This is a genomic window from Micrococcus lylae NBRC 15355 (genome assembly GCF_001570885.1).
GTDB lineage: Bacteria > Actinomycetota > Actinomycetes > Actinomycetales > Micrococcaceae > Micrococcus > Micrococcus lylae.
This window is the reverse complement of the sequence record NZ_BCSN01000065.1, coordinates 1-13,253: the sequence shown is the minus strand read 5'-3', so window position 1 is coordinate 13,253 and position 13,253 is coordinate 1. Positions and strand designations below refer to the sequence as shown.

Sequence of the window (13,253 nt, the reverse complement as noted above, 5' to 3'; positions counted from 1 at the left end):
CCTAGGCGGCACAATGAGGGACATGGACACCCCTGAGACCTGCGCCGAGGCCAAGGCGCGGCTGCGCACCCAGGTGCGCAGCCGTCGTCGGGAACGGGACGCCGCCGAGCGCGCCCGACTGTCCGAGGCGGCGGTGGCACACCTGTGGTCCTGGCTCGGCCCGCGGATCGCCGAGCGTGCCGCGGCCGGCGCGGACACCACGGTCGCGACCGTCCTGCCGATGCCCACGGAGCCGGACACCGCGTCCCTGCGCACCCGCCTCCACGCCGCCGACGCCCGGGTCCTCGTCCCCGTCACGGCCGAGGGGAGGCGGATGGACTGGACGGTGTGGACACCCGGCGTGGCCACAGCCCGGTCCGCCCACGCCCCGGTGGAGGAGCCGGTCGGCGAGCGCCTGCCGGCGTCGGCGCTGCACACGGCCGCGGCGCTGATCATGCCCGGTCTCGCGGTGGACTCGGCGGGCATGCGGCTGGGCCAGGGCGGCGGCTACTACGACCGTGCCCTCGCCGCGCTGCCGGACCGGCTGCCCCGGGTCGCGCTCCTGTTCCCGGACGAGGTGCTGCCGGCCGGTCAGGTTCCGGCCGAGGCCACGGACCGGCCCGTGCACGGCGTCGCCACCGCGGACGGACTCGTGTGGTTCGGCCCGCCTTTCGCCGACGCGGACCCCACCGGCGCAGGCCGTGCCGGGGAGCGGGACTAGGATTCTGCATCGAGCCGGGCCCGCACGGGCGCCGCCGGCACCGACGCACCGCTCCCCCACGGAGGAACCCATGCCCACCTATGCCTACCGCTGCAAGGACTGCGACCACGCCTTCGACATCGTCCAGTCCTTCACCGACGACTCCCTCACCGAGTGCCCCGAGTGCGGCGGCACGCTGCGCAAGCAGTTCGGCTCCGTGGGTGTGACGTTCAAGGGCGGCGGGTTCTACCGGACCGACTCGCGGAGCTCGGGCGGGTCCTCCTCCTCGGAGTCCTCGCGCTCGGGCGCGGGTTCGGGCTCCTCGTCGTCGTCTTCTTCCTCGCACTCGGGTTCAGGCTCGAGCTCCTCGTCCTCGGCCTCGTCGTCGGCCTCGTCGTCGTCGGGCTGAGCCGAGGCATCCGGAAGCCCTCGTTCCGATCTAGAGCATGCCTCTCATGCTCCGGATCGGAACGAGGGCTTCGTCGTCGGGTGCCGACGCCCGGTCCGGCGCCCCGTTCAGCCCCAGCGGTGCCCCGTTCAGCCCCAGCGTCGCCCCGTTCAGCCCCAGTGGGGCGGGCGCTGGTCGAGGATCCACCGTCCGCGCGCATCGGTCGCGGCAGGCCTGCCCGCCCCCGGGACGACGGCGTCGCTCGGCTCCGCGTTGAGCCCCACGATGCGCGGCTCGGCACCGTCCGCTCCCGCCGGTCCTGTGCCGGGCACCGAGGCGCGGCGCGGGCCACGGCGACGGCGAGGCTCGGCCGGCTGCGTCGCCGCAGGCCAGCGGTCCGCACCGGTCATCGCACTGTCCCTCTCAGCGCCGACCGACCCCGACCGCTCCGGCCCCTCCGGCGCCGGGTCCCCGCTCACTGCTGTGCGTCCCCGTCCTCACCGGTCCAGCCCAGGTGCGCGGCGTCGGCGTCCACGCCGAGACGGTCGGCATATCGGTCCGCCAGCGCCTCCGGGTCCGCGAACACGTCGATGGTCCACTGGGTGACCGGGTCCCAGCCACGGGCCTCGAGGGCCTCCGGCAGCAGGCGGGACCGCTCGCGCACGGTCAGCGCCGTGTAGGTGTCCGCGCCGTCCGAGGCAAGTGCCAGCGGCGCGGACTCGCCCTGCGGGTCCCACACGGCCATGTCCATGACGGACCCGAACAGCGGCCACACCTTCGCCCCGTGCTCGCCGAGGCGGCGGATGAGGTCCTGGTTGAGCGGGTTCGGCACGCCGGCGCCCGGTGCCTGCTGCTCGTCGCCGAAGTAGGCCTGGAGGATCCGGTAGAAGTCCAGGGCGCCGCCGGAGAGGCGGTCCTCCTCGAGGTCCTCGGCGCGCAGGGCGGAGACCAGGTGCATGCGCTCCCGGGCGCGGGTGAAGGCGAGGGCCACCATGCGGGCGCCGTCCGGGTCGGAGAAGGCGCCGAAGTGGTGGACCACGCGGCCGTGCGGGGTGCGGCCGTAGCCGTGGGAGAACACGACCTCGTCGCGGACGATGCCTGCGGCGCGCACGACCGGGGCGATCACGAACGGCTCGCGGGCGTCGTCGTCTCCGCGGCCGCGGGACAGGAAGTCCAGGGCCCACTGGTTCTTCGCGGCGGTGGCGCGCACCGCGGCGGCGACCTTCCGGGCGTGCTGCTCGGAGACCGTGATGACGGCCAGGGACTTCTCCGGGCGGGTGCGGATGTGCTCGAACACCAGCTCGACGGTGCGGGTCACGTCCGCGACGGTGGACACGACGGCGTCGCCGCCGGTCAGCGGGATGCCGGTGCCGTCCTCGAGGTAGTGGGCCACCACGGGGCGGTCGCGGCCGGTGAGCTCGCCGGCGTGCGGGACGGCGTCCAGGGCGCCCTCATAGTCCGCGGCGGACAGGATGCGCACGAGAGTGCGCTCGAGGCCGCGGTGCATGGTGCGCAGCGGCACGCTCGGCAGGACCTGTTCGAGAGCGCTGTGCGCGGAGGTGAGCGGACGCAGCGGGCCGGCGGTGGCCGTGGGGTCCACGGAGACCTGGAACGGCTGCGGGCGGCCGAGCACCGGGTCTCCGAAGGCGATGACCTGCTTCGCACGGGTCAGGGCGCCCATGGCGGAGGCCAGCGAGGTCGACGCGGACTCGAGCAGGATCACCGCGTCAGCCTCCCACTCGTCGCCGAACTCCGTGAGGGCCATCGGCGAGGTGGTGACCACCGGCACCAGCGGCTGAAGCAGCTCGGGGGCGAGGGTGGTCAGTCCGGAGACGGTGACGCTGCCCTGCTTGAGCATGGTGCGCAGCACGGAGGCGTCGGCGCGGTAGCGGCCGAGGGCCTCCTTCCACTGCGTGCCGAGGTGGTGGCGCAGGCGTGCGGCGCCGGAGTCCAGGTGGGCCCGGTCCAGCTCGCGGTAACGGCGCTCGACGCCGGTGAGGGCCGGGCCGTCCATCATGGCCAGGAAGTCGTCGCCGGAGATCATCGCCTCGAGGGCGGACTGCCACCAGGCGAGCTCGAGCTCGCTGGTGAGGCCGGCGGTCGGCACCTCGCGACGGTGCAGGTCCTGGAGCAGCTCGTCCAGGCCGTGGTCCCGGAGCTGGTCCAGCACGAGGGTGCGCTCCGGCAGGGAGGCGAGGGTGTCGCGGTCTGCGACGAGGCCGTCCACCAGCGCGGCGAGCTCGTCCACGTCCCGGTCCACGAGCTGCACGTCCTCGGTCTGCTCGGGGGCGAGGACCTCCTGCAGGCGGTCGAGACGGTCCACGACGTCCGCGACGGCGTCCAGGGCGCGGTCGGTGATGCCCGGAGCGGTGGGGGTGGACGGACCTCCGGCGAAGCGGGTCCAGACGGCCTGCTGCTCCTCGACCTGGACGAGGGCGGCGTGCAGGTCCTCCGGGTGGACGCCCGGACGCACGACGTCCTTGGCGGCGCGGCGCAGGCGGGCGCGGGTCACCGAGGACATCTCCACCATGTGGCCGCGGCGCCACGAGCTCGAGGCGGTGGCGGCCACCATGGCGGGCACATCCTGCGCGTAGACCTCCGGGGTGAAGGTCTGCAGGGACCGGCGGACGGCGTGGTAGAGCTCGACCTGCTCGGCCCAGCCGGCCACGGTGTCCGCCGGGCGCAGGCCGGCCTCGCCGGCGGCGGACTCGACGGCGCGGCGGGCGATCGCCAGGCGCGCGGCCAGCTCCTCCGCCAGCTCGGTGGCCGCCTCGGTCTCCTGGACGTTGCGCACGCGCGCACCGAACCAGCGGGACTGCGTGGAGGCGGCGGAGAACGCGCCGAGCTCGCCGGCGCGGACCAGCTGTTCGGCCACGGCCTGGCGGTTCACGGTGGAGTCCAGCACGGAGCGGTTCAGGCGCACCGTGGTGGACGGGGAGGTCGGCAGGGAGGTCAGCGCGGCGAGGGCCTGCATGGCCTGGTACGGCGAGCAGCCCCACCGCGGACGCACGTGGTGCAGCGAGGAGACGTGCTCGGACAGGCGGGCATGGTGCGCGGCGAGCTCCTGCTGGAGCGGGCCGGTCTCCGGGTCCGGCGCCCGCTCGGCCCGCAGCACGGCCTGGACGAGCTGCCGACGCAGCGGCTCGGCCTCCGGGTGGGCCGGCACGTCCAGCACGATGTCCCGCAGTCCCACGGAGTCCAGGCGGTCCTGGAAGTCCTCGAGGGCCGCGGAGCGCTCGGCCACCACGAGCACGCGCTTGCCGTCCCACGCCAGCTGGGCGGCCAGGTTCGCGGCGGTCTGGGTCTGGCCGGTGCCGGGGGCGGCCTGGACGAGGAACGACTCCCCCGCGAGCGCATGGTCCAGCACGCGCTGCTGGGACGGGTCCGCATCCAGCACGTGGCGCTCGTCCGCGGCGCGGCGCTGGGCCACCGGGAGCAGGCCGGTGTCCTCGAGGCTCCGGCGGCGCGGGACCATGCCGGTGCCGGCGTCGTACAGTGCCTGCACCACGGGGCGGTGCTCCAGGGACTCGGGCACACGGGCCGTGTCCCCCAGGTCCGCGAACGTGGAGATGAGCAGGCGGTGCTCGACGTGGAAGTCCGTGAGGTGGCCGGCCTTCTCCTGCAGCAGGTGCAGCGCCGGGGCCGGCTCGAGGCGGGCCATGGCGTAGGCGGCGTGCCGGAACTGCTCCGGGTCCAGCTCGATGCCGTGGTGGCGGCGCAGATTGCGCACGAGCGCCGGGTTGAGCTCGGCGTGCTCGATGATCTGCACCTCCATCTCGTCCCGGCCACGAGCACCACGGCGCATGGCGGTGGCCACGCGGGCGAGCAGCACGGGGGCGGAGCGTCGCTCCCGGCGACCGTCCTCCACCGCGGTCCAGGACGCGAGGCCCACGGCGAGGGCACCGACGTCGATGCCGCGCTCCTCGGACAGCTCCCGGACCTTGGCGCGCAGGGCCAGGGAGACGCTGCGGGCCTGCTCGCGCTCCTCCTCGGACCGCAGCAGCGTGGACAGGCGGGTGCGGCGGCCGAGCATCAGCTGGGACAGGCCGGAGCTGTTGCCCTGCGTGACGTCGATGCTGTTCTGCGCCGACGGGGCGAACCGCAGCATCGTGTCGTTCTCGGCCCCGGAGCCCAGCGAGGAGACCCAGGTGGCCGGGTCCGGGCGCTGCTCGTCGCCCGCGGTCTCGCCGGAGGCGGCGGCGCGGGCCCGGTTCAGGCGCGGGAACTGGTGCTCGGTCACGGTCGGTGCGGTCCTTCCTGGTCCACGCGGGGACGGTGCGCGGGATGCGAGGTCGTCGGGCGGTGTCGGACGGGGCGGGAACGGCGGTGCGACCGCCGCGGGCAAGGACCCTCTGGGCCCGAGTCCACGGCGGTCGCCCCTGCCGCTCACTCCCACTCGATGGTGCCCGGCGGCTTGCTGGTGATGTCGAGGACCACGCGGTTGACCCCGTCGACCTCGTTGGTGATGCGGTTGGAGATCCGGGCGAGCACGTCCTCGGGGATGCGCGCCCAGTCCGCGGTCATGGCGTCCTCGGAGGTGACCGGGCGCAGCACGATCGGGTGGCCGTAGGTGCGGCCGTCGCCCTGGACGCCCACGGACCGGACGTCCGCCAGGAGCACCACCGGGCACTGCCAGATGTGACGGTCCAGGCCGGCGGCGGTCATCTCGGCGCGCACGATCGCATCGGCGGCGCGCAGCAGGTCCAGGCGCTCGGCGGTGACCTCGCCGATGATGCGGATGCCCAGGCCCGGGCCCGGGAACGGCTGGCGCCAGACGATCTCGTCCGGCAGGCCCAGCTCGGAGCCGACGGCACGGACCTCGTCCTTGAACAGGGCGCGCAGCGGTTCGCAGAGCTCGAACTCGATGTCATCCGGCAGGCCGCCCACGTTGTGGTGCGACTTGATGTTCGCCGTGCCGTCGCCGCCGCCGGACTCGACGACGTCCGGGTACAGGGTGCCCTGCACCAGGAACTTCACGTCCGGGGCGTGCGGGTCGTCCGCGGACTCCCGGACGATGTCCGCCTGGGCCTTCTCGAAGGTGCGGATGAACCGCTCGCCGATGATCTTGCGCTTCTGCTCGGGATCCGTGACGCCGGCGAGGGCGCTCAGGAAGTCCTCGCGGGCGTCGACCATGATCAGGCGGGCGCCGCCGGTGGACTCGCCGAAGGCCTTCTCGATCTGTGCGGACTCGTCCTGTCGCATGAGGCCGTGGTCCACGTAGACACAGGTCAGGCGGTCGCCGATGGCGCGCTGCACCAGGGCGGCGGCCACGGCGGAGTCCACGCCGCCGGAGAGGGCGCAGATCGCGCGGGCGTCGCCGATCTGCTCCTGGATCAGGGCGACCTGCTCGTCGATCACGTTCGTGGCGGTCCAGTCCGAGCCCAGGCCGGCGCCCTCGTGCAGGAAGCGGGAGATGACCTCCTGGCCGCGCGAGGAGTGGCCGACCTCCGGGTGCCACTGCACGCCGAAGATGCGGCGCTCGCGGTCCTCGAACGCCGCGACCGGCGCACCGGAGGTGGTGGCGGTGACGGCGAAGCCCTCCGGGGCCGCGGTGACGGCGTCGCCGTGGGACATCCAGACCACCTGGTCGTCGTCCTGGCCGGCGAAGAGCACGGAGTCGGACTCCACGGTCTCCAGGCGCGTCGAGCCGTACTCGCGGGTGCCGGTCTTCGCCACGGTGCCGCCCAGCGCATGCGCGATGGACTGGAAGCCGTAGCAGAGGCCGAGCACGGGCACGCCGGCCTCCAGCAGCGCCGGATCGAGCTGGGGGGCGCCCTCCTCGTAGACCGAGGACGGGCCGCCCGAGAGCACCAGAGCCGCAGGCTTGCGGGCCAGGATCTGCTCGGCGGGGGTCGAGGCCGGGACGACCTCGGAGTAGACGTTGGCCTCGCGTACGCGGCGGGCGATCAGCTGTGCGTACTGTGCGCCGAAGTCCAGCACCAGGACGGTCGGCATCACCTCGGCCAGCTCGGTGGCGTTCTCCTCAAGGGGTGCGTTCTCAGTCACCCGTCCAGGATAGTCGAGCCACCGGAGGCGGGGGGACGACGACGGCCGCGCGCCCGGCTCTGGTGAGCCGACGCCGTCGTGGGCAAGTCTCGGGCGCCCCGCCGGGGCGCCGGGGGCGGGTCAGTAGCGGAGGGCGGCGTCCGGGAAGCGGTGCAGCTCGGCCTCGACGTCCCGGTCGATCTTCTTCTCCACGATGAAGGACAGGAACGGGACCACGCCGCCGCCGGCCATGAGGAACAGCCGCAGCGGGTTCCAGCGCATGAAGTTCCACACGCGGAAGCCGGCGAACAGGTAGACCACGTACATCCAGCCGTGGGCGATGAGGATGGCGCTGGAGAGGTTCACTCCCCCGGTGACCGAGTCCTCCGGGTGGAAGCCGACGGTGTTCTCCACGCCGTCCGCGGTGACCCCGCCGGCGAAGATCTCGTTGCCGAAGCCGTACTTCGCGATCATCTCCGCCACGAGCAGCAGCAGCATGACGCCGGTGATCCACGCACAGACCTTGTAGAAGGTCTTGGCCCCACGGATCTGCTGGCGGGTGCCGGCGAAGCGGCGGCGCGTCTGGGGGCGGGCGGGGGCGGGGCCGAGGTCGTCCTCGGTGATGTCCTCCGGGTCCGGCAGGGTGTCCGGGTCGACCGGCTCGTGGCGGGGGTCCGGGGTCGGGTGGTCCTGGCTCATGCTCACTCCTGGGGTGCGTCGGGGCGTCCGGCCCCGGGGCTGCGGTCTGCGGGGGTCTGGTCTGCGGGGATCGCCGCGTCGAGGCCGTGGTAGGCGGCGTAGGCGCGGCGGGCCTCCTCCTTGGCCCGGGCCGCCTCGGCACGGCGTCGCTCGAGCTCCTCGGCGCGCCAGGTCCGTTCCCACTCGGCGTCGAGCTCGGCCTCGCGCAGTTCGCGGGCGTGGTCGTCACGGACGAAGCGCCACCACAGGTACAGGGCGAAGCCGGCGAAGATGATCCACTCGACGGCGTAGAAGACGTTGAGCCACACGATGGTGGTCTCGTCCGGCTGCGGCGCGACCCACACCGGCTCCAGGCCGCCCTCGGCGGCGCCGACGCCCACGTCCGCGCCGGCGGCGTCCACGACCTCGAAGGCCGCGACGAACGCGGCGTAGGAGGGCACGTCCCAGAAGTTCGTCAGCTGGGCCGCCGAGAGGCTGTCCACGAGGATGCGGCCGCCGGTGTCCGGCCCGTCCTTCACCCGCGGCAGCGGCCCCTCGGGCGGCAGCAGGCGGCCGGTGACGGTCACCTCGCCCTCCGGGGCGGGGTCGGCCGCGGCGGCGTCCGCGGACCAGCCGCGCACGACCGGCATGACGATGCCCTCGGGGGCGCCCTCCGGCGCCTCGTCCGGGCGGAAGGCGGAGACCACCCAGTAGCCGTCCTCTCCCCGCAGGAGGCGGTTGTCCACCACGACGTCCGTGTCCGGCAGGAAGGTGCCGGAGAACTCGAGCACCTGGTCCGCCTGGGAGGCCAGCAGCGGCTCGGCGGGGTTGATGTGGCCCACGAGCGGGACCGCGTTCTCCGTCTGCTCGCGCGGGGGCGGCGCAGCGGTCTCGGCGCTCTCGAACTGCCACTTGGACAGGTAGACGAACACGCCGGACACCACGATCGTCAGCACGAGCATCAGCAGCCAGAACGGCTTCAGGGCGGTGCGCAGCACGCGGTTCAGCTCCGAAGGGGGTCGGGGACGGTGGCGGGTGCCGGAGGGGCGGCTCCGGAGGCCCCTGCCGGGCAGGGGCCGGTGCGGGGCTCAGGCGCCGACGGCCGGGTTCACGATGACCTCGACCTTCTGGAAGTCCTTGAGCTCGGTGTAGCCGGAGGTCGCCATGGCCGCCTTGAGGGCGCCCATGAGGTTCGTGGTGCCGTCGGTCTGGCGCCCCGGGCCCCAGAGCAGCTCCTCGAGCGGAGCCGCCTGGCCGACGCGGGTGCGGTGGCCGCGCGGAAGCACCGGGTGGGCGGCCTCGCCGCCCCAGTGCCATCCGCCGCCCGGGGCGTCCGTAGCGCGGGCCAGGGTGGCGCCGAGCATGACGGCGTCGGCGCCCATGGCGATCGCCTTGACGATGTCGCCGGAGGTGCCCAGACCGCCGTCGGCGATCACGTGCACGTAGCGGCCGCCGGACTCGTCCATGTAGTCGCGGCGGGCCTCGGCGATGTCCGAGACGGCGGTGGCCATCGGCACGCGGATGCCCAGTGCGCGGCGGGTCGTGGAGGACGCGCCGCCGCCGAAGCCGACGAGCACGCCGGCCGCGCCGGTGCGCATCAGGTGCAGCGCCGGTGTGTAGCCGGCCGCGCCGCCGACGATCACCGGGACGTCGAGCTCGTAGATGAACTTCTTCAGATCCAGCGGCTCCTTGGCGGTCGAGACGTGCTCGGCCGAGACGGTGGTACCGCGGATGACGAACAGGTCGACGCCGGCCTCGACGACCGTGCGGTAGAACTCCTGCGTGCGCTGCGGGGTGAGCGAGCCGGCTACGACGACGCCGGACTCGCGGATCCGGTTCAGACGCTCGGTGATCAGCTCGGCACGGATCGGCGCGGAGTAGATCTCCTGGAGGCGGCGGGTGACCTCAGGGCTGCCCGGCTCGTCCGGCAGGGAGGCGATCTCCTCCAGCAGGGAGGTCGGGTCCTCGTGACGGGTCCACAGCCCCTCGAGGTTGAGGACGCCGAGGCCGCCGAGCCGGCCCAGGGCGATGGCCGTGTCCGGGGACATCACGGAGTCCATCGGGGCGCCGATCACCGGCATGTCGAACGTGAAGGCGTCGATCTGCCAGGACAGGTTCACGTCCTCGGGGTCACGCGTGCGACGCGCCGGGACCACCGACACGTCGTCCAGGGAGAAGGCCCGACGGCCACGCTTGCCACGTCCGATCTCGATCTCGTTGCTCACCCCTCCAGGGTAGTCGAGAGCCGCGCCGGTGCAGACATGCGACGAGGGGCGGGACCGGTGCGGTCCCACCCCTCGCGGCGGCGCTTTCGGCCGGTGCGGCCGGCCGGTGTCAGTGGCCTCGGTAGTTCGGCGCCTCGACGGTCATCATGATGTCGTGCGGGTGGGACTCCTTCAGCCCCGCCGCGGTGATGCGCACGAAGCGGCCCTGCTCCTTGAGCTGGGGCACGGTCTCCGAGCCGGTGTAGAACATGGTCTGGCGCAGGCCGCCCACCAGCTGGTGGACCACGGCGCCCACCGGGCCGCGGTAGGGAACCTGGCCCTCGATGCCCTCGGGGATCAGCTTGTCCTCGCTCGGCACGTCGGCCTGGAAGTAGCGGTCCTTGGAGAAGGAGCGCTGGCCGTTGCGGGTCTGCATGGCGCCCAGGGAGCCCATGCCGCGGTAGGCCTTGAACTGCTTGCCCTGGTAGAAGACCAGGTCGCCCGGGGACTCTGCGGTGCCGGCGAGCAGGGAGCCGAGCATCACGGAGTCGGCGCCGGCCACGAGGGCCTTGCCGATGTCCCCGGAGTGCTGCAGGCCGCCGTCGGCGATCAGCGGCACGCCGGCCGGGATCGCGGCCTTGGCGGCCTCGTAGATGGCGGTGATCTGCGGGACGCCGACGCCGGCGACCACGCGGGTGGTGCAGATGGAGCCCGGGCCCACGCCGACCTTCACGGCGTCCGCCCCGGCGTCCACGATGGCCTTGGCCCCGGCGTAGGTCGCGGCCTGGCCGCCGATGACGTCCACGTGCCGGGCGGACTTCTCCTTCTTCAGGCGGGCGATCATGTCCAGCACACCGTGGGTGTGGCCGTTCGCGGTGTCCACCACGAGCACGTCCACGCCCGCCTCGACGAGCGCCATGGCCCGCTCCCAGCCGTCGCCGAAGAAGCCGACGGCGCCGCCGACGCGCAGGCGGCCCTCCTCGTCCTTCGCGGCGTCCGGGTACTTCAATGCCTTGTCGAAGTCCTTGATGGTGATCAGGCCGGTGAGGCGGTCCTTGCGGTCCACCAGCGGCAGCTTCTCCACCCGGTTGTGCGAGAAGAGCTCGAGCACCTCCTCGCGGGAGATGCCCTCACGGGCCGTGACCAGCGGCATGCGGGTCATGGCGGTCTCGACCGTGCGGGTCTGCCACTCTTCCTGCGGGATGAAGCGGGTGTCCCGGTTGGTGATGATGCCCAGCAGGGTGCGGTCCTCGGCCACCACCGGCAGGCCGGAGACGCGGTACCGGGCGCACAGCTCGTCCAGCTCGGCGAGGGAGGCGTCCGGGCCGATGGTCACCGGGTCGGTGATCATGCCGGACTCGGAGCGCTTCACGCGGTCCACGTGGGAGGCCTGGTCCTCGATGGACAGGTTGCGGTGGATGATGCCCATGCCGCCCTGGCGGGCCATGGCGATGGCCAGCGGCGCCTCGGTCACGGTGTCCATCGCCGCAGAGATGATGGGGATGTTGAGGCTGATCCGCCGGGTCAGGCGCGTCGAGGTGTCGGCGTCGGCCGGGATGACGTCCGTGGCGTTCGGCAGCAGCAGGACGTCGTCGTAGGTGAGGCCGAAGAACCCGAACGGGTCGGCGGCGGTGGCGACGGGATCCGGCGACGGACCAGAGGACGTGACGTTCACGGGCGCAGAACCTTTCGAGCGGGAGACGGCAACAGGCACCGGCGCGCAGCACCGGTGCCTGACAGTCTACGACCGCGCACACACGGGGCGGCCGTGGGGTGGGGAAGCTCACCTGCCGCCGTCGGCCCGCCCGACGGCCCGAGCACGTCGCCTGGTGTCCACGATCACGACTGTTGCCCTGGATGACCCCCCGGCCGCTCCCTGCCCCGCACCCGGCCTATCGTCGCCCGATGACTTCGCAGAACGCCTCCCCCACGCCCCCGCGCTCGGACGCCCCCGAGCAGGCGGCCGCGCGTGCCTCCGACCGCCCCCGACCCTCCGCGTGGTACACGCGCTTCGGCCCGCAGATCCTCATCGCCTTGGTGGTGGGCCTGGCCCTGGGCCTGCTCGCCCGCGCCACCGGCCACACCGAGGACACCCCCACGTGGCTGGGCGAGGGCCTGGCCACCCTGGGCTCGTCCTACATCTCCCTGCTGCGCGCCACCGTGGTGCCGCTCGTGTTCTTCGCGGTGGTCGCCTCGATCGCCAACCTGGCGCAGGTGACCAACGCCGCCCGCCTGGCGGCGAAGACCCTGCTCTGGTTCGCCCTGACCTCGCTGGTCTCCGTGCTGATCGGCGTCGCCGTCGGCGCCGTGGTGCAGCCGGGCGTCGGCACCGGACAGCAGGCCCCCACCGACTACACCGCCCGCGAGGTCGGCTGGCTCGACTTCCTCAAGGGCCTGATCCCGGCGAACTTCCTCGGCCTGGAGGCCTCCGCGTCCGTGGCCGAGTCCGGTGCCGTCTCCGTCTCGCCGGACTTCAACGTGCTGCAGGTGCTGGTCGTCTCCATCGCCGTCGGCGTGGCAGCGCTCAAGGTCGGCGCGAAGGCCGAGCCGTTCCTGTCCTTCTCCCGCTCCGTGCTGGCCGTGATCCAGAAGGTCCTGTGGTGGATCATCCGTCTGGCCCCGTTGGGGACCGTGGGCCTGCTCGGCAACGCGGTGGCCTCCTACGGCTGGACCACCATGGGCACGCTGGTGAAGTTCGTGGTCGCGATCTACCTCGGCCTCGCCCTGGTGCTCTTCGTGCTCTACCCGGCCCTGGCGAAGCTGCACGGCCTCTCGGTGCGCCAGTACTTCTCCGGCGTGTGGCCCGCGGTGCAGCTCGGGTTCGTGTCCCGCTCCTCCATCGGCACCCTGCCGGTGACCCAGCGCGTGGCCGAGCGGAACTTCGGCGTCCCCACCGGCTACGCCTCCTTCGCCGTGCCGCTGGGCGCCACCACCAAGATGGACGGCTGCGCCTCGATCTACCCGGCGATCGCCGCCCTGTTCGTGGCGCAGTTCTTCGGCATCGACCTCTCGCTGGGCCAGTACGCGCTGATCGTCCTGGTCTCCGTCCTGGGCTCGGCCGCCACCGCGGGCACCACCGGCGCCACCGTGATGCTCACGCTGACCCTGTCCACCGCGGGGCTGCCGCTCGAGGGCATGGCCCTGCTGCTGGCCGTGGACCCGATCGTGGACATGGGCCGCACCGCCACCAACGTGGCCGGCCAGGCGCTCATCCCGGCACTCGTGGCCAAGCAGGAGCACATCCTCGACCTGGACCGCTACAACGCCGAGCGCGCGGACATCATGGAGGACGAGGAGGAGATCGTGGACGCCCGCCGCC

10 protein-coding genes are annotated in these 13,253 nt (G+C 73.2%); 3 read left to right on the top strand and 7 right to left on the bottom strand.

Annotated features, from left to right (window positions below; genetic code table 11):
- The first annotated feature begins 22 nt into the window (after positions 1–22).
- Complete coding sequence (locus MLY01S_RS10805) at positions 23–700, top strand: 5-formyltetrahydrofolate cyclo-ligase (protein ID WP_245232122.1); 678 nt, start codon at positions 23–25, stop codon at positions 698–700.
- 70 nt (positions 701–770) lie between these two features.
- On the top strand, positions 771–1,088 hold the full coding sequence (locus MLY01S_RS10800) for an FmdB family zinc ribbon protein (protein ID WP_067191945.1): 318 nt from the start codon (positions 771–773) through the stop codon (positions 1,086–1,088).
- A 149-nt stretch (positions 1,089–1,237) separates the two neighbouring features.
- Here the strand turns inward: MLY01S_RS10800 and MLY01S_RS12220 are convergent, their stop codons facing one another.
- The 7 genes from MLY01S_RS12220 to guaB form a co-directional block, all read right to left on the bottom strand.
- On the bottom strand, positions 1,238–1,477 hold the full coding sequence (locus MLY01S_RS12220) for a hypothetical protein (protein ID WP_082740126.1): 240 nt from the start codon (positions 1,475–1,477) through the stop codon (positions 1,238–1,240).
- Between the two features lie 65 nt (positions 1,478–1,542).
- A complete protein-coding gene (locus MLY01S_RS10795) occupies positions 1,543–5,307 on the bottom strand; it encodes a hypothetical protein (RefSeq protein ID WP_067191942.1) in 3,765 nt (1,254 codons plus the stop codon).
- 146 nt (positions 5,308–5,453) lie between these two features.
- The gene (guaA, locus tag MLY01S_RS10790) at positions 5,454–7,073 is read right to left on the bottom strand and encodes a glutamine-hydrolyzing GMP synthase (RefSeq protein ID WP_067191939.1); all 1,620 of its coding nucleotides are present in this window, start codon (positions 7,071–7,073) and stop codon (positions 5,454–5,456) included.
- Between the two features lie 120 nt (positions 7,074–7,193).
- Positions 7,194–7,751: a DUF3817 domain-containing protein gene (locus MLY01S_RS10785; protein ID WP_067191948.1), complete on the bottom strand. Its 558-nt coding sequence runs from the start codon at positions 7,749–7,751 to the stop codon at positions 7,194–7,196.
- 2 nt (positions 7,752–7,753) lie between these two features.
- Positions 7,754–8,728: an SURF1 family protein gene (locus MLY01S_RS10780; protein WP_070637606.1), complete on the bottom strand. Its 975-nt coding sequence runs from the start codon at positions 8,726–8,728 to the stop codon at positions 7,754–7,756.
- A 90-nt stretch (positions 8,729–8,818) separates the two neighbouring features.
- Entirely contained in the window at positions 8,819–9,955 is a 1,137-nt protein-coding gene (locus MLY01S_RS10775; RefSeq protein ID WP_067191937.1) for a GuaB3 family IMP dehydrogenase-related protein, read from the bottom strand.
- A gap of 109 nt (positions 9,956–10,064) precedes the next feature.
- Complete coding sequence (gene guaB, locus MLY01S_RS10770; RefSeq protein WP_067191936.1) at positions 10,065–11,609, bottom strand: IMP dehydrogenase; 1,545 nt, start codon at positions 11,607–11,609, stop codon at positions 10,065–10,067.
- 230 nt (positions 11,610–11,839) lie between these two features.
- Here guaB and MLY01S_RS10765 point away from each other — a divergent pair.
- Positions 11,840–13,253, top strand: a 1,414-nt coding sequence (locus tag MLY01S_RS10765) for a dicarboxylate/amino acid:cation symporter (RefSeq protein WP_067191934.1), incomplete at its 3' end; no start/stop codon positions are given.

What these genes read in the sequence shown, in the direction of transcription:
- MLY01S_RS10800 (WP_067191945.1), top strand. Translation starts at nt 771, where the DNA reads ATGCCCACCTATGCCTACCGCTGCAAGGACTGCGACCACGCCTTCGAC.
- MLY01S_RS12220 (WP_082740126.1), bottom strand. Translation starts at nt 1,477, where the DNA reads ATGACCGGTGCGGACCGCTGGCCTGCGGCGACGCAGCCGGCCGAGCCT.
- MLY01S_RS10785 (WP_067191948.1), bottom strand. Translation starts at nt 7,751, where the DNA reads ATGAGCCAGGACCACCCGACCCCGGACCCCCGCCACGAGCCGGTCGAC.
- MLY01S_RS10805 (WP_245232122.1), top strand. Translation starts at nt 23, where the DNA reads ATGGACACCCCTGAGACCTGCGCCGAGGCCAAGGCGCGGCTGCGCACC.